A 17,844-nucleotide genomic window follows, 5' to 3' on the forward strand; every position below is an offset into this window, starting at 1 on the left:
CTGCTCCAGAGCGATTGATCTACTTGCAGAGAGATTGCTGTTATCGCGCGCCGTCGCTAATTGATCGGGGTTTTCGCTGGTCAACCGCGTGAACGCCGCGGCGCCGGTGTGGCGCGGCCAAGCATGAAGTGAAAGCCCGGGGCTCCGATTATGGGGACGTCCGCAATTGGCCCGCAGCGGCGGTTCGGGGATGTCTGCTGTTCCGCCGCTGACAAGGGATAAGCAGACATTCGGCGGACAGGCCGAAAATGACGCGAGTGACCCTGAGCAGAAATTGACAACAGTTTTAGCAGGCCTCGACAATGTGCTAGGCTGACAGAGCCTGTCAAAAGTGGCGGTGGGGAATTCACTCGCGCGCCTGTGGGCAGGTGTCTGCGAGAGGCTGCCGTGACCGAGGAGCAGGTTCAAAGGCGACTGGCGGCAATCTTGGCCGCCGACGTGGTCGGCTACTCCGCGCTCATGCAACGCGCCGAGGAAGCCACCTACGTCGAGTTCGAGCGGCTCAAGCGTGAATTGATCGAGCCGAGCCTCTCCCGCCACAAAGGGCGACTAATCAAGACAACGGGGGATGGCGCGCTCGCCGAGTTCGCGAGCCCCCTTGCCGCCGTGAGATGCGCGGTTGATATCCAGGATCATCTCGCCTCCAGCAGCAGTCCCTTCAAGTTGCGCATCGGGCTCAACCTTGGTGACGTCATCGTTGGGCCGGACGGTGAACTCTACGGCGACGGCATCAACATTGCCGTCCGGCTGGAGGGAGCTGCCGATCCAGGCGGCATCCTGATCTCTGAAAAGGTGTACAGCGAAGTCGAAGGCAAGCTCGACGTTGGCTTCGAAGGCCGCGGCGAGCAGCAGCTCAAGAACATCGCCAAGCCGGTCCGCGCCTACGCTGTCCGCGCGGGAGCGCATGGCACCGTGACCGAGAGGCTGAGTGCGGCCCCTCCACTCCCGGACAAGCCTTCTATCGCCGTGCTACCATTCCAGAATATGAGCGGCGATCCCGAGCAGGAATATTTCGCCGACGGAATGGCGGAGGACATCATCACCGCGCTCTCCCGCTTCAAGGCGCTGTTCGTTATCGCCCGCCACTCGAGCTTCACCTACAAGGGACGAGCCGTTGACGTAAAGCAGGTAGGGCGTGAGCTTGGGGTGCGCTACGTGCTGGAAGGGAGCGTCCGCAAGGCGGCAAACCGAGTCCGCATCACGGGACAGCTGGTCGATACCGCGACTGGGACACATCTTTGGGCGGACCGGTTTGATGGTGGGCTCAGCGACATCTTCGATCTGCAAGATCAGGTGACGGAAAGCGTTGTCGCGGCGATTGCTCCAGCGGTGGAAAAAGCCGAAATCGAGCGTGCCAAGCGCAAGCCAACCGAGAGTCTTGACGCCTATACGCTCCATTTAAGGGGGTTAGCCAAGCTTTATCAGTTTAACAATCGGCAAGCCAACGACGAGGCGTTGCGCCTGTTCAACAAGGCGACTGAGCTGGACCCAGATTTTGCGTCCGCCTACGGCCGCGCCGCCTCTTGCTATGTCGATGCCAAGTCCTGTGGCTGGATTTCAGCCACAGCCAACGAGATTGCAGAAGTGTCGAGGCTCGCTCAGCGGGCGGTTGAGTTGGGCAAGGATGACGCAATTGCGATCGCCCTCAGCGGGCGGGCGTTAGCGTATGTTGCTCGCGATCTCGAGGGAGGCGCCGCCTTAACCGATCGCGCGCTGGCGCTCAATTCCAACTCGGCCGAGGCGTGGTATGGCGGAGGTTGGGTGAAAATTTGGCTCGGGGAGCCGAAACTGGCGATCGAGCGCTTTGCACGTGCCATGCGCCTAAGCCCCCTTGATCCGTGGATCACACAAATGCAGGCCGGGACTGCGCATTCACATTTCTTCCTCGGCCGCTATGACGAGGCGGCATCGTGGGCGGCGATGGCATTGCAGGACAGTTCGGATCTTCAAACTGGATTACGGATCGGCGCCGCCAGCAATGCAATGGCTGGACGGCTGGAGCAAGCTCATAAGGCGGTGGCTTGGCTGCGGCAACTAAATCCCGCTCTTCGTGTTTCCACTCTCAAACAGGTGCTAGGCCCTTATCGACGCGCCGAAGACCTCTTGCGATACGAAGAAGGATTGCGGAAGGCCGGACTGCCCGAATGACCATTGCAGCCACGGTACCCGCACGCGGCGACAAGGAGAACGCGACTTCCGCTTCTGGCCCTTTTCGGACTCCGCTCAATCTTCAATTTGAGTCCGATTTGCAAATCAAAGCGGAAATCCGTCGACCATGGACTTGCGACCCTGAATCTCAAAAAATCGCGCACTAGTCGGAAGGCAATACGGCACTTTTAGAACCGTCGAGGAGGGGGGTGGGCGGGGGTAGGGGTTACCCACCTGCTGGAGACAATCACATAGCGTCGACGACGCGTTGCACGACGCTGGTGCCGACGCCTAGGGTGCGGCCAATCTTGAGGACGCCCATGCCCTTGGCGCGTAGGCCGCGTATGCGCTTCTCGACCGAGATTGGTGTACGCGGGCGTCCGAGGCGTGTGCCCTTTTCCCTGGCCCGCGCAAGGCCAGCGTTGACCCGCTCGCGAATGATGCCGCGTTCAAACTCAGCGAAGACGCCAAGCATCTGAAACATAGCCCGGCCGGCTGTTGTCGAGGTGTCGATTCCTTGTTGGTGTAGGAAGAGATCGACTCCTTTGTCGCGGAGCGCCTGGAGAATGGCGAGCAGATCCGTGAGCGATCTTCCCAGGCGGTCAACGGACCAGGCGGCGACCATATCGAATTCTTTCGCGTTGACCGCTTTCATCATGGCATCGAGGCCGGGACGCTTGTCGCGCCCCTTGGCACCGCTGATGCCGGCGTCCTCATAGACCTTGACGATTTGCCAGCCGGAGCGGGCGGCGACTGCCTGCAGCTCACGGCGTTGGTTCGCAGTCGTTTGGCTATCGGTACTCACCCGCAAATAGATCGCGACTTTCTTCACGGCTGACCCCTGGCGCGCTTCGTGCTCCTCCACCATAGGTGAACTGCATACGGAAAACAAATGGTTTGCGTATGCAGTAGGTGCGCGAAAATTGTCTAGTGATCGCAATACTTGGCGGCGCTGATTCGAAGCAGGGTTTTCCGTATGGGGCTGCATAACGTGTCCTCGCATGTCGGGCTTTGTAGAGTTCGAAAAGAATTTTTCGCCCAGACAACAGGCGCAAGCTTTTGAACTAGGTGGCTTTTCTCCCGCGCGTGTGTAGAGAATTGAGAGAAAAAATGATAACGATATCAATAGCTTATTGACTTATCCGGGATTCGGCGCATTTTTTTGAGCGCGGGCCGAAAACCCGAAGTAGCACGCGTATTCAAATTCAAAGTCCCGGTGGCAGCGACATGTCCAAGACGAAAGTCCAAAGGCGCTGCGGACCGTGTGCAGGTCTTTTCGCACCGGGACCGTTCACCTCATCCCCGCCCGAAAGCGGAAAGGCACAGCCATGACCAACATCATTCCGTTCGTCCCCAGAATTGTGAAAAGAGCAGAGGAAGAAATGCCTCAAGTTGAGAAGATCGACTGGTCGACGTTCCCGCCAACTTTCAGCGTTTCCCAGGTCGAGCCCGGAGGCTTTGCGGAGATAGAGGGCCTGGTGCCGATGGAAATTGCGCGTTTGATGCTTGAGGGGCTCGAGGCGTACAAGGCAAAGCGGACGCCGGCAGCGAAGACGAAGGCGAAGAGCTCCGCTGGAAAAAAGAGGCGGAATAGCTGAACGTGCGCGACACGGACCCGCGCCACTCCGGCGCGGGATTCGCGTCCCGCCCGCGGAGGACATAAATGAAACTTGCCGCCGTTTTGGCTGCGCTTGGCATCACGATGTTGATCTACAACGTGCCGCATCTCTGGCGAGACGACGGCTCCGCTAGTGGATACGGCCATGGCGTGTTCTTTGGCATCTTGTTGGTGTTCGGCGCGGTTTGGCGTGTGTTTGGTCAACGCGCTGAATAGATCGCCATCTGGCCGGTTTCCTTAATCGGGCAAGGCCGCCTTTATCCGCTCGCCCAGCTCCGTAAGCCGAAAGAGGTGCAACGGCTCCGGCTCGGCGCCGGCGTTAATGCGCCAGGGGTTTAGAATCCCTTGGTACGCCGGATTGCGAACCTTCTCGACCCATCGGCGACGCAGCAAAACTTGATGCACCTTGCTGCGTGCGCTCGTGCCGACGCCGGCCATGCGGGCGATATCCCCCTGGCCGTACCATTCGCCCGGCCGCATCACCCGTAGCATGCGTTCGGCGATCGATTGACCGGGCAGGGCACGCCACACGTAACGCGCTCGAGTTGCAGCCTGGATGCGTTCCGCCGCCGCCAGCTGCTTCACTGCCTTTATGCGCCGCTTGGCTGCGACTGAAGCCTCGATGTCGCACAGCAGACGCTTGTCGCCTTTTTTGGTGAAGCGCCAACTGTGGTCGTGTTCGTGCGCCAAGCGGGCAACGGCCTCCCAAATCGTGGTTGGGTCGAAAGTGAACGCGGGCAATCTAGGAAATCCTTTTGGCGCAGTTCTGGTTCAAAGCAATCGGCACTGAGCGGCTGACATCTGCCATTTTGGCCAATGCTGGCGGAGGGGATAGCCTGTTCGTTCTCTGGCAAAAGGCGACTAATTCACCGTGACCCATCGGGACGCGCCGCCGCGGCCGCTGACAGGCCGCAGCCACGGGCGCTCCGCTGTTGAGGGCTGCTTTATTTGAAACAAGCACTGCAGGCCGTATTTTCGCGAGCAGGCAAGATTTGTCACCATTGTCACTTGAGGATTTTCCAGTGGTAGGAGGAGAGGAGAAGCCAGGGGGATATATTTATGTGTGTTTGTGTCCTGTCTTCGCGCGCGCAAGTGACAATGGTGACGAATCTAACCCCCTGGCTTTAATCCGCCGGCGCTGACCGACGCGCTTCCGCCTCCCGCTGTATCGTTTCCCGAACATTGCCCCGACGCGATCGCTCCAATTCTGCAGTATCTGCAAACCGGCCATCGTGTACCGCGGGGTTGATTGCCCATTCATCGTCGACACCTTTTCGCTCTTTGATCGGCCGGACCCAGTCGTACATTTCCAGGACGCGCATCGTCGTTGCGATTTGGCTCCGTTGCTCCTGTGCGCGCAGCGCGGGATAGCTCCGGTAGATGTCCCGGGTCTTAATCGTCTTCAGCCCGCGCGACAGGACAAAGCCGGCGATCCAGAGCGCATGCTCGTCCACTTCGGAGGTGCCAAGCTCTTTCAAGTAGAACGTCCGCGCATGCGGATAGACGAACTCGGTCAGGTATCGGCGCGCGCGCGCCGCGGTCCCCAAGCTGATGAATTCGGCAGGGCCGCCGCCGATATCGGCGCTCAGGTCCGAAGCGTACCACTCGATGAAATGAAAAATCAGAGATAGCCGGCCGAATTCGTTGGGCATCTTGTCCAGCCACTGGCGCAGCATCGGCGAACCGTCGGGGCGCGCGATCTCCCTGGCTTTGAAAGCTTCGATGGAGTGCAGCTCGGCATCCGCCTCAGGGGAGAACCGGTACAAGACGTCCTTCTCGGACTCGGCAATGCCGGCGGCCGTGGTCGCTAGGCGTTCCGCGGTTGCAGCGTCCGGCGGGATGTCGAGGCCATTCCCGTTCCGCTGGATGATGACGGGCGCGAAGCGCTGCAGCAGACCGTCGTCTGACATGCCGAGCTTGAGCGCCCGGATCTTGTCCGGCTGGATGCCGCCGAGCACCGAGATAGCGCAATTTTCAACGCAAATGCGTTCGGACGTCTTCCGGTTGATCGTGAGTGGGCCGCCTTCCTTTGCCTGAAGCCAGAATGGCCGATCCTTTCCGCCTTTGGCGCGGTAAGCGTCCATGCTGCCGAGCCAGCCGGCGAGTTCGTCAGCGTGGTACAGCAGCCCTTCCGGGTTTTCGGACAGCGCGACAGCCAGTGCCTCCGTCGTCGCGTCATTGAAAAGCTTCTGTCGAAACCGCGGCTTCTCCGGACCCGGCTCGCCGGCGAATATCTGATCCGGATTTTCGGGCTTGGCTTTTGCCGCTGCTGCGCGCCGGGCTTCAGCCACCTTCCAATTGCGCTCTGCGGAGGCAAAGCTCTTCCGCCATCCGGTCTCGAGCTTTTGGACCGCAGAGACTGCGTAGCCAATGGTTGCTGACTTGTTGGAGCCAGGGGGGCCGATGATGGCCGTCCATTGAATGGGCTTTACGGTCCACTCCGTATCGTGCTGACGCATCTGCAGCCGGTTTCCAGCCGGCACAAGTGAGCCTAGGACCGTTAGCAGTGCGGCGGCTGGCGCGCCAGGTTCGACGCCGAGGCGCCGGCCGCGATCGCGCGCAGCACTCTCTACCAGGTCAGGAAGGGCCTGAGACGGCAACGAAGCCGGCCTGGAATTCTCGACCCACAGGTCGGTCGGTTCGTTCCAGTCGGCAGGCGCGGTTGCCGAGGTTACCCCGGTCATGACGTCAAATCTCGGCGCTTTGCTTTCGTCGATCGCGCGGGCTTCGAAGCCAGGCGCGAGCGGGTGTTTGCAGCCTATGGCGTTATCCCTGTTGCGGCCTGATGACTCGACCACGACGGCCAGACGGTCGATGTCGCCGGGAGGCTCGCAGTGCGTTTCATTCCAGCCAAGCATCTTCTCGTAGACAGTCTCCTGCGTGCAGCCGAAATCGTACAGCATCGCTGCGACCTTGTTCGTTGTGTCGTCGATGTTGCCGTATTGGGCCCTCGGCGCATGGTGCCGCAGGTAGTTGTCGGCCATCGCTATAGAAATTTCGTCTTCCTCAACGATGCGCTTTCCCGCGGCGCTCGTCTTCGGCTTGGCTGTTTTGAGTTGGTCGACCAGCCACGCCGGAGCAAAGGCCGGCGGCCGCGCGTTCTCACAAACGTAGGGCCGGCATTCAATCGTGGACCCTGGCAGCAAGATGTAACCGCCGCGGGCTTTGATATCGATGCCCTTGCCGAGCTTGTTGGTGCCACCCTTCACCGGGCCATCCGGTGCTACGTAGATGAGATGTTGGCCGCCTCCCTGAGTGCGCGTCGTCGCGGTGTCAGGGAAATCGTATCCGATATCGGTCAACGCCGCGAAGGTGACGTCGCCACTGTTGCGGTTGTCAATGTCGACAACGATGTGGTTTTGCGTAACGCCGCCAATATTGGCGTCTGGCCATTCCTCCCACCAGGCATCTAGTTTCGCAAGATCCTGCGTTGCCTCGTTTTGCCAGTTGGCGATGAGCGGAGTTTTGGCGGCTTTTGCGGCGGCCAGGCGTTCTTCGGGCGTTGCATCGGGGCCGGGGTCGACATACCCGCGGACGGGGAATACATCGATGTGGAGCCGCGCGACCGCTTCCTTGGCCCAATCCAGCTTTGTTTTCAGTGCAGTCTCTGGCGCAGCGGCCTTTCTCAACGAGATGACGTTGCTCACTGATTTGCTTTTCGGCAATCGTACGCCGCACATGTCCATCAGCCACGAGGGTGCGGGTTCTACTTTGGCGTTGGCAGGGGCAAACGTCCACCGAATATCATCGATCGTCGAGCCAGGGCCGACAACGAAATCGTTGCTCCCGAAAACACTAATGTGAGGCGCAAGCAAATCGATTGCTGTCTCGACGGTGGCGCCCGGCGGTAAGGCGTAGATCATGAAAGCGCCTTTGCCTTTTCGTTCGCGGGTGCAGACGCCGGCGCCGCCGAGGGTTTGCCAGTATGGGGTGGAGTGTTCAGCGAAGATGCTTTTCAGCTTGGCGATGGACTCGGGACCGCAGTCTTCATCGAAATCGATGACTAAGAGACCTTTCGTTGAAATGCCGATATTCGCATCAGGGCAAAGTTTCCAGCACTCCCGGATTTGTTCGGGATCTGTTGTTGCTACTTTTCGCCAGTTCGGGATCAAAGGATCCTCTGAATTCGGCTCGAGCGGGAACGCGGGAAGACCGCCCGCTGCGATATCGAGCGCGAAATCTGCCTTGGACATCGAGGTGCCGGTCATTGTTGCGCCTCCGGCCCGAAAACGCGAACTTCTGCGCCTTTGCTTTTCCACCGATTGATGTGAGCGAGCCAGCTGGCGGCATTCTCAGGCGTAGCGTTGATCGCGGTCTGAAAGCGTGAGCCCTTGTGTGCGGCGTTCACAATCCATGCGCTCACTTCCGGATGGAGGTCCGTGCCGCGTTCGCACCACAGCGCGATTTGTCTGGCGTTCTCGATAGCCCAGAACAGCGTAGGCGCGTGGAAATCGGGTATTGCCGGGAGCGTTCCGTCGGCATCGTGAATGTCCGCGTGAATGAACACCTGGCAGACGTCGTGCGCCGCGATCGCGAGGCGCCGCGCGTTGCGGGGAAGCCCGCGGCCCGTACGCATGTCGACGTTGGCAAGCACTTTGACGCCGTCGGGTACCGCGATCGTGTGAAGGGAGGTGCCGTTCTGCGGAATCAGGATTGCAGGCAGCAAGCTCCACGCAACGTTGTGTTGCGCGTCGTTTTCATGTATATTGGGCACTCGCAAGATCCTATAAGTCCGGTTCGGAGCTGGTCACTCCGGCCGGGCTTTTTGCTTTAGAGCAAAGAGCACGCGGCAACCCGGTAGCTGATGGTCCGATAATCGACGACGTAGTCGAGGTGGGCGCGGTTGCGGACCGCCGCGGCGCGAAGGCCGCTACAGCAACGTGCGATCGCGTAGATCGCACTGGCATCGAGAAGGACTCGTGCGCGATCCGCCTATGCGTTCGCCCCATCCTCCACGTAATTCGGCGACACAAGTTCGAACGGACCTTTGGGACCGTGAAACTGAATGCGGTCTTCCCAGCCGGAAGGCTCACTGGCCAGTAAGCGCACCGTCCAGCGGCATCCGCCCCGCTCCGAAATGGTCATCTTGTCGAGAAGAGTTTCCCAGTAGTCCAAGTTCTTGTTGCAGCAATCGACGATCCCGAAGATGCGATCGGCGTTGTTGAACACGAACGCGAGCGCCGCCGGCGCGAAATCGCGGATGGAATGATTCAGTGCGTTGATCTCGATCTCGATGATGTCCGCCGACAATAGCGCCGCTTGCGAGCGTTCCGAGATGAGTGTGCCAGGAAGGAGCGCGAACTTGGCGAAGACTGCGCTCATCGTTTGCGGCCCCTTTTAAAGCTGCGCGCAACGGCGATGCCGCGATTTGGCGGGTTCGGCCGCGTCCGGCTTAGATACTGACCAAGCTCGGCCGGATCGTCGACGATGAGGGTGACGTGGAACCGGTGATCGGTACCCTCGGGGGTCTGCTCGAGGATTTGAAGCAGGACATCGGCGAGGTCAGCCTCCGTGTTCTCCGAATTCTCGGGAACTATTCCAGGGGCGATGAATGTCGCTTTGCGGACCGCCCACGACAGAGTCGTCCGCGGCAAATCATAAATGGAGCTGGGCCGAGAAACTCCTTCCGGGACCGGCGCATCGCCACACGCGTACAAGAAAATGCGTGCGCGGGGGGCGGTCTCAAACGTGCGCTGTTCGTCGTCGGTGCATTCGCGCGCGAACGGGAGCACCAAGAGGCAAGCGGTGCCATCTTCCAGGAAGGTGATCCGGTTGGCCGGCTTCTCCGGCAGGAGGACCGATCGAAGGGTCATGCTGACACCGCCTGGTCTTCGACGGCAACGATGCTAGCCAGCGTCGTTTCCTTCCACCACGCGCGGCGCCCAATCATCTTATCCGGTTTCGGAATAATCCCTGCGCGCGTCCAATCGGTGCGGGTTGATCGCGGGATGCGACGGCCGAGGAGTGCCTGCAGCAATTCCCAATCGCCGAGCCGATGGGGGTGGGGGAATCCAGGGGGAATCTGCGGTAGTGGCTTGTGGCCGGCCACCTTGGCGGCACGTGCCTCCACGGCGGCGTGTCCTCGAACAGAGAACAGTTTGGCGCTTGGGGACGATTGAGACTCGTCGACCGACGAGTGGCCGTTGGGCATAGGGGTTCGCTCCGTAACGTGACGTGGGGTTTTTGGAGCGACCCAAAAAATTACTGCTTCACTGCGTCGAACATGCGCTCCGAAAGTCAATCCACTCGCGATCAACTTTCTGTGATCTAAGGTGCCAGTCCTGATCCCAACTGTCAAGCGCCGTGCCCAAACCTGCAAGACCGGCCTCATCCGGCCAATTCGTCCCCGGCGGTCGCCCCTGAGTTGCCCCAAGAGAGTTTTCAACAGGAAGATAGAAAGGAAAATCGACCGCTAACTAGCTGATCTTGCTTGGTGAGCGCGCTGGGGCTCGAACCCAGGACCCCGTGATTAAAAGTTATGGTTTTCCGGATTTCACTGATCTTCAGCCTCTTTCATTGCCTTTCATAAGTGTTTGCATATATTGATATTTATCGTTTTTCATGCTAGCAACCCTTTTCATTGGGGCACGTGCTTTTTCAGATTCTTGTGGCCCCGGGGTGGCCCATGCCTGTCAAAAAGCATCGCAAAGAACTCACCCCCACCATGATCGCGCGGCTTAAGCCGGATCCGTCGAAGCTGCGGCTTTGGGTCGCGGACTCAATCGTTCCCGGGTTTGGCGTGCGCGTGACGGAGAAGGGATCCAAAACCTTCGTGCTCCGGACGCGGTACCCCGGTGAAACTAACGCCAGCCGGCGGGAGATCGGGAAGGTTGGCGAGATCGAGCTTGCAGACGCCCGGGAGAAGGCCCGGAACTGGTTGAAGCTGATCGGTGACGGCAAAGATCCGGCCCGCGTGGAGGATGAAAACCGTCGGTCACAGATCGCGAAGGATGCAACGACGGTCGATGCCGTTCTCGACGCGTTCGAGAAGGATCACGTGGAAGGGCTCCGCAGCGGCGATCAGGTCAAGGCCGCCTTCGCCAACCACGTCCGGCCACGCCTTGGGGATAAGTCCATCTATGACCTCAAGCGCAGCGACATCACGACCATGCTCAACGAGATCAAGGCCGACAGCGGGCCTGTGATGGCTGATCGGGTGCTGGCGCACGTCCGTAAGGCCTTCAATTGGCAAATGATCCAAGACGACGAATTTAAGTCGCCGATCGTCCGCGGCATGGCCAAGACGAAGCCGAAAGAGCGAGCCCGCAAGCGCAGCCTGGCGGACGACGAGATCAGGGACGTTTGGGCGGGGTTGGACCAAATCGAGCAGCCGGCCTGCTATCCGCGCTATGTGAAGTCCCTGCTGATCGCCATGACACGCCGGAACGAGTCCGCCCGGATGCACACCGACGAGCTAGAGGGGGATCTGTGGATCATTCCCGCGTCCCGGTACAAGAACAAGCAGGATCACGTCATCCCGGTCACGCCGGCATTGAAGGCATTGATTGGCGAGAAGCCCACCGGCTGCAATGGCAATTCTTGGTTCGTGTTCTCCACCACACACGGGGCGAAGTCCTTCAGTGGCTTCAGCAAGGCGAAGAAGGAGCTAGACCGGATCATTGCCAAGATCCGAAAGGAGAAGGGCAGGGCGCCGATGAAGCAGTGGCAGTTGCACGACCTGCGCCGAACTGGCCGCAGCCTCATGAGCCGGGCCAAAGTCGACGCCGACCACGCCGAGCGCTGCATGGGCCACGTCATCGGCGGCGTGCGCGAGACCTACGACCGATATGAATATCTCGACGAGAAGCGGAAGGCATTTGAGGCGCTGGCTTCGCTGCTGGATATGATCCTCAATCCGCCGGCCGATAACGTGGTGCCGATGCATGCGGAAGCGGTCGGGTGATGTCACAGGATGATCTATTCGGCCGGCCTGACGTGCAAATCTTGATCGGTAAGGTTGGCGCCGCTTTGCAGGCACCTCGCGTCGTTCCGGCTCGTCAGCAAAATGAGGCCGTCAGCAAAATATACAGTTCTGCCCACAATCTCCGCTCGGCCCTTCGAGGAGGCTTTTTGGCGCTTGAGCAATCCATTGGGGCGCCCAAATGGGGCGAAGCGTTTGATCAAGGCGGACCCGCCGACGAGACGCGCGAATTTCTTCGGCGCTTCGAGGGTGATCTTGACCGGTTGATTAGCCTCGCAAATCAGGATCCAGTGCCGACCAAGGACGGAAAGCCGGGAGACCACCGGCGCACCGTCGCTATGGCCAGAATTGTTGCTTGGTACAGCCGCCAAAATGGCAATCCTCCGCCGCGGTCGAAGGACACGCGCTTCATGGAGTTCGCGAGCGAAGTTTTCCGGCGGGCCGATCCCAAACACGACGTGGACGACCTTTCGGCGCATCTTAACAAAGTCCTAAAGCTGCAAGGCGAGGGACTTAACCTCGAAACTTGGGCGGGTTAGCTCCCTCCAAAAATTGCGACCATTGAAGCACGGTGGGCTCCATTGAATTTCGGAGCCGCCATGTCGCAAACCCTCTTGAGCTATTCAGACATCGTCAAGCGAGGCGTCGGCGCCAGCAAGGTCACGCTTTGGCGCTGGGAGCGCGCGGGCCGCTTTCCGCGACGTGTTGCCCTGTCGTCTCAGCGCGTGGCGTGGGTCGAGTCCGAAATCGATGCGTGGCTCGCGGATCGCATCGCCGCGCGTCGTCAGCCCATCGCCGCGTGACGTTGACAAACAACATTCGCGCAAAACGTCAACACAGGAATCCCCAATGCACGACCGCTATTTTATCTTCATCGAAAGCCAAACCGCGAGCGTCAAAGACGTCGCCGTGCGGGGCGCCTTGACGAAGGTCTCAACGCTTCATCGCGACATCTTGGCGACCACCACCAATGTCCGCGCTAATGCCGATCTCAGCGCGCAGGGAAAGACGAAGGAATCTCGATCCTTCCTTACCAAGCGGGCGCACGAATTGATCCGCGCCAACGCGACCGTGCAGCGGCTTACTGCTCGGCTCGACGAGAAGCGCGCCAAGATCCAGTTGCCCGCGATCGACAAGACGGACGCGGCCGGCGCCGCGCTGCGCAGCCAGGTCCGCGACCGGCTCAACGGCAAGACGGCGAAGGAAATCCGCGCGCTCGTCCCCACAATGTCGCTGCTGTACTTACAGGCAATCCTAGAAGCGCCCGAACTGGTCGGCGCCGCCGATCGCGAGACAGTCGACGCGGTACGGAACGGGGCAATCGAGATTGTCCACCCGGGGAAGACGACCGAGTTGGACGCAGAGCGCAACAGTGTGCGCCTGCTGGCCAGCGCAACCGCTGCGCTGTCCGACGCCGCGCGTGACCTGGCAGCCATGCCCAATATCCACGCGCTTGACGCCTTCCTCAATGAGACCGTTCCAGATCAACGGCACATACTCGCTGAAGTGGAGCGGGAAACCGCACTCGCCGCCTAAACCCAACCATCACACACAGGGAAATCACATGGTTAAATCTTTGAATGCCGACGAATTCGCCAAGCAGGCCGCCGCGCCGCTGCAGCCCGTTGTCGATTTCAATGCGGCCGCAAACGTCAAGCAGCCGACGATGCCGGCCAACACGCCCCCGTCGTCGCCGCAGGTTCGGAAAGCGCTCGGCATCGAGCAGCTTTGGAAGCAGTCGTGAACCGCGAGCAGCTCCAGGTCGAGCGCCAGGCAGCCGGCCAGGCTTACGCCGAAGCAGCGGAGGCGTTCCGCGAAGCATGGGCACGCCTGGCCGCGATCGACCGAACGCAATCCAATTCGAACGTTGCGCAGGGCGAGGCAATTCGGTCCTGGCATTTCGCATCACGCAACAAGCTCGAGGATGGGCTCCGCGCCTTGCAACACTTGGAGTTCGCGCCACGCCTTATCGTCAATGATTGGCACGATCGCGCCGTCGCGATCTCCGACAAGCAGATATCGGAGTTTACGCCGTGAACTATCACGAATGGGGAAACATCTCTGTCACCGTTCAGAACGGTCAACCCGACCGGTTTGAATTGCCTGCACGCCAGCGTTTACGCGTGCAGGCGCCGGCTCCGGATTGCACAGGACTGGTTACCCGGCTGATGGAAGCACACTCGTCCGGCGATACGCGGATTCCAGATGCTAACGTATCGGTTTCGGCAGGCACGACGGCGACAATCGGCCCGTTCCCCTGGCGCGCCATCGTGAAAGTTGAAGCGATAGCGGGCCGCGTGATCGTCACCGAATGTCCCGGAAACGATCCATAACCGCAGCCGGCATCACCAACAGGAGTTAGAACCACAATGGGTGGATATTTGGAAGGTCAACCTTGGACGCTTAGCGCAGGAGAGAAAATCTCCGTCCGCACTGTCGCAAGATTCCACGTTCGCACGATGCCGGATTCGACAGCACGCGTTTACTTGGATGAAAACAGGCCTGAGACTCTGACGATCGTTCCGTCGGGGACGTCCATATTGCTTACGTCGCCTCAAGGCAGCGCCAGCGTCGAAGCGGTCGGCGGCTATGTCGTCATAAATGACCCGACCGGAGTCGGTGTGCGGGACTTTAAGCCCCACTATTGATGAGGATTGAGCCCTAAACGAAGGACGCTTGCCGGGCTCGAAATGCCAGTTCCCCCGGGCAGCGCCTTATCTCAAACTGGGCGCTGAAATCCCAGTTGATTTGACTGCGCAATGGCCGTGCCACAGGCGCGCGCCAGTACAACTGGCGGGTCTAACTCGTTTTAAAAAGAAATGCTTTTCGGATCTGCCCCAGCAATCAGAATCCGATGCACGTGTTCGGCTTGCTCTCTCGTCAGATTGGCGGCCAGTTTTAGTTTGGTGCCAATCATTGCTGGCCCCTTCAGTTTTCGATCGTAGACCATCCATCCTTTGCCCCCTAGCCGAACGAAGAATCGAGCTTCGGCCGCTTCGTCACTCATTTTTTGTTTCTCCCAACAGCGCTTTCATTCCTCGGCAACGCTGCCGGTCTGGACTGTATATGCGGTTTGCGCCACGCGGTATGCGCGCATAACGGCGGACGAAAACGGCCCAGTCTGGAACAAAGATCCGGTGGAGCCTTTGGTTCCGATGCATGGGTGCAGTCCGCCGAGAACATACCCGAACGTACCTACCCCTTTAGGGGTAGGTGGCCGTCACAAAAGCTGAACGCCCGCAGACCATGGGCAGAACTTGAAGTGGCCTAATCTCGGTTTGCGAGTGTCCGAATTAGGACAACGCCCGCGCGAGTGAAACGAATCGACCCCAGGGGCCGAATCCAATATCGCGCATCTTCCGAGGATGAGACACGAATGTCGGGGAACTAACCAATCGATGTAGCCAGCCCAATGACCTAATCTGGAAGAGTCAACGTCTTAACTACGACAGTATCGCACTACCTTGCGCCACCCGCCTTCGGGCGGGTTCTTTTTCGTAGTGAAGAGATGCTACCGACTGGCGACACATGCCCGACGGCTGAGGCGGTGAACACGAGGCCCGCCGGTTCTCGCTGGCGGGCCTTTCCATCACAGTTCACGCTCCATCGAGGGATGGCTGCAGTGCCGGCGCATTCTGCTGAGGCTGGATCGCCGTGGCGCGGTTCTTAAAGTGGTCGAGGACGAACAGACGTATCGCGGACGACAGATTGCCGTGCGGGCGGTTGCGGTCGATCTCGTCGACCAACTCCGACAGCGTCATGTTGCGCAGGCCGGAAATCTCCTTCATGCCATTCCAAAAGGCCGCTTCCAAGCTGACACTGGTCTTGTGGCCAGCGACAACAATGGATCGTTTCACGACGGGGGATTTCATGGATACCTCGTTCAATCAGAAGACAATCCCGCCGCCCGCCTGAAATGAACGCGGGCGGTGCTTTAGCCCCGGGAAGATGATGCAAAATCCCGGATGACATCAGTGTGGGCGAGTCGTCCAGTGCCGTCGATTCGGTATGCAACAATTCGTGTCCCGCTGCGAGAGAAGCCCGGGAGCGTGAGCAGCGGGCCTTCAATGGGACACCACGTCGCTAAGGGTTGCGACAAGTACGAGCAGCCATGAGTACCTGGCGATCAGTACCCAGATATCTGTTTCGATCTTCCTCATGATGGGGAAAAGAGGGCGGCCGGCTTCGCCGTGTTTGACGTATGTCAAAGGGCAGCTCACGAAGTCGGGAATAAGTGGCAATTATACCGTTCGTTTGTCGCCTATCGGGCAGACAGCGCTATCCATGATGCTTAGGATGAAAACGGGCAGCAGGCTTACCGGGCTGCCGCCTGCTCTGATTAAGCGATACTCAAACACCCGCCTCCAGTTGTTTTTCCCCTGACTTGGGGGCGGGCTTCCCTCGAAGACTCGTGGCTTCGGCGTCAGTCACCCCACGAGCGGTGACCGGCAGACGGTCATCGCACCACCCTGTACGCCTTAGCCTTCTTGCGCCTTGGTTCGGCATCGGGGAGCGACCTCCCGCGGTTCAATGCTCTCATGACGCCAATCCTTGCAAGCATCGTCGGGCCACCTCGCTCGACCACCAGGAGCAGAGCTTCCATCGCGGCGCGCCATTCCGGCCGGTCGTGCTCCTTCTTCGGCAACGCAGCGATGTACTTGCCGGCATCGCGCAGCGTCACCAGCTTGCGGCCGTCTACGTCAATCGGATCTTCGAACGATCGGCCCCAGCCTCGATCGGTCATTATTTGTACTATCCGTTTGTTTAACCCCAAATGTCCTATTTCTAGTTAGGAACCTACCGGGAAGAGGTATAGTATTCCCGCATCACCGGCCGAGGCTCTGCCCGTAGGCGTCGGTGGCTGAGAGACCATCGCGCTCCCGCCTGCGCAGCAAGGGAGGGGCGCCATGCTCGAACAGCCCCAATACGACACCTATTCGATCCCAGCGCGTATTTGTCTTGCCGTTGCCATCCTTGGCGCCGCGCTCTTCCTCGCGGGATTGCTTATGAGCTTCTCCGCATAGTAAGGCCGTTGGTGGCCTCCTTCATTTTCAACTGGAGTGCTGGGGAACGATCGGCCCAACCGTGCTTTGGACTCAATGGCTCCAGACCATCGAACGGTCTCAGACTATCGACACCTCCAGCGGACATGTGAACGACAGGCCGGCGTAACCAGCAATGAGGAAACGCGCAGAGTGTTCGAGAATATGGCCGAGGAATACCGTAAGATGGCTGAGTTCCTAGAGCAGAAATTACAAGAACAACAAAAACACTAAGGCCGCCTCCAATTGGCGGCCTCACTTCTCAGGAGAGTAGCCAGGCGAGCGCCATCCAAGTCAGCCAGCAGAGCGTAGCAAACCATCCTATCGTGGCAACGACCGCTGCGACGGCAAAGCAGCCCACGCCCATCATTTCGAAGGCGCTTGTACGCTGATCGTCGTCGTGTTCTTTGTGTGGGCGGTCGAGCATTGCCCTTCTTGCAAAATAATGGACCCGCCGGGACTTTCGACAATGCCGGTGGTCCGCGTCGCGCAATTGAAATCGTGGTTCCAGCCCGAACCCCTCTGTGCGACAATCGCCTCCTTAGAGGCGGTCGATATAGCCGGCAAGTCAGCACTACAATTAACCTAAGGTTTCAAGGTTAAGCGCGTTACCTGTTGCGAAGCGGGTGATCGTTTTGACAATCAATACTTATGTTGACAATTTCCATAAATCCGAATTTTGCTTGACGATGAACGTCTAAGGTGATGAAATCTCTTCATGGTCGATTTTCGGCCAAAGCGGGCAGCATCACATGGACAGCCAGGCATTCATTCAAACGATCCGCGCCGAATATCCCGACGTCGTCGCGCTACGCAGTCTCACCGATCTGGATACATATGAGGATGCCGTGGAGACGTTCGCACATGGCGGCAGCCAGCTTGAGCTTGTGGCCGCATTGTTCGCGCTCGGTATTCCCGCGGGCCAGATCCGGTCGATCGCCAGCTATCCCGGCCGATGGCCGCGTGCGATCTGTCCTGGCTGAATAGCGCGGGGCGTCGAAGACGTTAGGCAAATTTTAGTTAGAGCGCTGTAGAATGCCGCTGTTTCCAGACGAATAGCGGAACCGTTGCCGGGACGGCACTACGAGGCGGGATGCCTTAACGGGTCTGTGAAA

At 59.4% G+C, this 17,844-nt stretch carries 21 protein-coding genes; 11 read left to right on the forward strand and 10 right to left on the reverse strand.

From position 1 onward, the window contains the following. Positions 1-387 precede the first annotated feature (387 nt). A complete protein-coding gene (locus QQL28_RS40145) occupies positions 388-2,148 on the forward strand; it encodes an adenylate/guanylate cyclase domain-containing protein (protein WP_284274579.1) in 1,761 nt (586 codons plus the stop codon). 247 nt (positions 2,149-2,395) lie between these two features. On the opposite strand, the gene QQL28_RS40150 is transcribed toward QQL28_RS40145, so the two are convergent. After that, positions 2,396-2,980, reverse strand: coding sequence for a recombinase family protein (locus tag QQL28_RS40150; RefSeq protein ID WP_284274581.1), 585 nt, complete (start codon positions 2,978-2,980; stop codon positions 2,396-2,398). Between the two features lie 496 nt (positions 2,981-3,476). Here QQL28_RS40150 and QQL28_RS40155 point away from each other — a divergent pair, with 496 nt between their 5' ends. Both QQL28_RS40155 and QQL28_RS40160 read left to right on the forward strand, forming a co-directional pair. Then, a complete protein-coding gene (locus QQL28_RS40155) occupies positions 3,477-3,746 on the forward strand; it encodes a hypothetical protein (RefSeq protein ID WP_284274584.1) in 270 nt (89 codons plus the stop codon). A gap of 65 nt (positions 3,747-3,811) precedes the next feature. Next, complete coding sequence (locus QQL28_RS40160) at positions 3,812-3,982, forward strand: hypothetical protein (RefSeq protein ID WP_284274587.1); 171 nt, start codon at positions 3,812-3,814, stop codon at positions 3,980-3,982. 21 nt (positions 3,983-4,003) lie between these two features. Here QQL28_RS40160 and QQL28_RS40165 read toward each other — a convergent pair whose 3' ends face one another. From QQL28_RS40165 to QQL28_RS40190, 6 genes are all read right to left on the reverse strand, one after another. Further along, entirely contained in the window at positions 4,004-4,507 is a 504-nt protein-coding gene (locus tag QQL28_RS40165; RefSeq protein ID WP_284274590.1) for a hypothetical protein, read from the reverse strand. A 383-nt stretch (positions 4,508-4,890) separates the two neighbouring features. Beyond that, positions 4,891-7,974 carry a bifunctional DNA primase/polymerase gene (locus QQL28_RS40170; protein WP_284274592.1) on the reverse strand — a complete coding sequence of 1,028 codons (3,084 nt, stop codon included), beginning with the start codon at positions 7,972-7,974 and terminating at the stop codon, positions 4,891-4,893. Then, positions 7,971-8,480 carry a hypothetical protein gene (locus QQL28_RS40175; protein WP_284274594.1) on the reverse strand — a complete coding sequence of 170 codons (510 nt, stop codon included), beginning with the start codon at positions 8,478-8,480 and terminating at the stop codon, positions 7,971-7,973. Before QQL28_RS40175 ends, QQL28_RS40170 begins: the two co-directional genes overlap by 4 nt. A 218-nt stretch (positions 8,481-8,698) precedes the next feature. Then, positions 8,699-9,088 carry a hypothetical protein gene (locus tag QQL28_RS40180; RefSeq protein ID WP_284274596.1) on the reverse strand — a complete coding sequence of 130 codons (390 nt, stop codon included), beginning with the start codon at positions 9,086-9,088 and terminating at the stop codon, positions 8,699-8,701. Then, on the reverse strand, positions 9,085-9,579 hold the full coding sequence (locus tag QQL28_RS40185; protein WP_284274598.1) for a hypothetical protein: 495 nt from the start codon (positions 9,577-9,579) through the stop codon (positions 9,085-9,087). Before QQL28_RS40185 ends, QQL28_RS40180 begins: the two co-directional genes overlap by 4 nt. Further along, a complete protein-coding gene (locus QQL28_RS40190; RefSeq protein WP_284274599.1) occupies positions 9,576-9,917 on the reverse strand; it encodes a hypothetical protein in 342 nt (113 codons plus the stop codon). Before QQL28_RS40190 ends, QQL28_RS40185 begins: the two co-directional genes overlap by 4 nt. 474 nt (positions 9,918-10,391) lie before the next feature. Here QQL28_RS40190 and QQL28_RS40195 point away from each other — a divergent pair, with 474 nt between their 5' ends. Genes QQL28_RS40195 through QQL28_RS40225 form a run of 7 tightly spaced genes read left to right on the forward strand, consistent with a single transcriptional unit; the run spans position 10,392 to position 14,020 of the window. Continuing rightward, on the forward strand, positions 10,392-11,669 hold the full coding sequence (locus QQL28_RS40195) for a tyrosine-type recombinase/integrase (RefSeq protein WP_284274601.1): 1,278 nt from the start codon (positions 10,392-10,394) through the stop codon (positions 11,667-11,669). After that, positions 11,669-12,226, forward strand: a complete 558-nt coding sequence (locus tag QQL28_RS40200) for a hypothetical protein (protein ID WP_284274603.1) — start codon at positions 11,669-11,671, stop codon at positions 12,224-12,226. The genes QQL28_RS40195 and QQL28_RS40200 overlap by 1 nt, the downstream gene beginning before the upstream one ends. Positions 12,227-12,286: 60 nt before the next feature. After that, positions 12,287-12,490 (forward strand): helix-turn-helix transcriptional regulator, encoded by a 204-nt coding sequence (locus QQL28_RS40205; RefSeq protein WP_284274606.1) that lies wholly within the window; start codon positions 12,287-12,289, stop codon positions 12,488-12,490. A gap of 46 nt (positions 12,491-12,536) precedes the next feature. Beyond that, the gene (locus QQL28_RS40210; RefSeq protein WP_284274608.1) at positions 12,537-13,223 is read left to right on the forward strand and encodes a hypothetical protein; all 687 of its coding nucleotides are present in this window, start codon (positions 12,537-12,539) and stop codon (positions 13,221-13,223) included. A gap of 28 nt (positions 13,224-13,251) precedes the next feature. Beyond that, entirely contained in the window at positions 13,252-13,431 is a 180-nt protein-coding gene (locus QQL28_RS40215; RefSeq protein WP_284274610.1) for a hypothetical protein, read from the forward strand. After that, positions 13,428-13,724, forward strand: a complete 297-nt coding sequence (locus QQL28_RS40220; RefSeq protein WP_284274613.1) for a hypothetical protein — start codon at positions 13,428-13,430, stop codon at positions 13,722-13,724. The genes QQL28_RS40215 and QQL28_RS40220 overlap by 4 nt, the downstream gene beginning before the upstream one ends. After that, positions 13,721-14,020, forward strand: a complete 300-nt coding sequence (locus QQL28_RS40225; RefSeq protein WP_284274615.1) for a hypothetical protein — start codon at positions 13,721-13,723, stop codon at positions 14,018-14,020. Before QQL28_RS40220 ends, QQL28_RS40225 begins: the two co-directional genes overlap by 4 nt. Positions 14,021-14,496: 476 nt before the next feature. On the opposite strand, the gene QQL28_RS40230 is transcribed toward QQL28_RS40225, so the two are convergent. The 3 genes from QQL28_RS40230 to QQL28_RS40240 all read right to left on the reverse strand — a co-directional run bounded on the left by QQL28_RS40230 (position 14,497) and on the right by QQL28_RS40240 (position 16,431). After that, entirely contained in the window at positions 14,497-14,694 is a 198-nt protein-coding gene (locus tag QQL28_RS40230; protein WP_284274617.1) for a hypothetical protein, read from the reverse strand. Positions 14,695-15,283: 589 nt separating this feature from the next. Continuing rightward, positions 15,284-15,559, reverse strand: coding sequence for a ribbon-helix-helix domain-containing protein (locus tag QQL28_RS40235; RefSeq protein WP_284274619.1), 276 nt, complete (start codon positions 15,557-15,559; stop codon positions 15,284-15,286). Between the two features lie 584 nt (positions 15,560-16,143). Continuing rightward, positions 16,144-16,431 (reverse strand): hypothetical protein, encoded by a 288-nt coding sequence (locus QQL28_RS40240; RefSeq protein ID WP_284274620.1) that lies wholly within the window; start codon positions 16,429-16,431, stop codon positions 16,144-16,146. Positions 16,432-17,481: 1,050 nt separating this feature from the next. On the opposite strand from QQL28_RS40240, the gene QQL28_RS40245 reads away from it, so the two are divergent. Continuing rightward, positions 17,482-17,712 carry a hypothetical protein gene (locus tag QQL28_RS40245; RefSeq protein WP_284274622.1) on the forward strand — a complete coding sequence of 77 codons (231 nt, stop codon included), beginning with the start codon at positions 17,482-17,484 and terminating at the stop codon, positions 17,710-17,712. Positions 17,713-17,844 lie beyond the last annotated feature (132 nt).

The sequence above is a fragment of the Bradyrhizobium iriomotense genome, from assembly GCF_030160715.1.
Classification (GTDB): domain Bacteria; phylum Pseudomonadota; class Alphaproteobacteria; order Rhizobiales; family Xanthobacteraceae; genus Bradyrhizobium; species Bradyrhizobium iriomotense.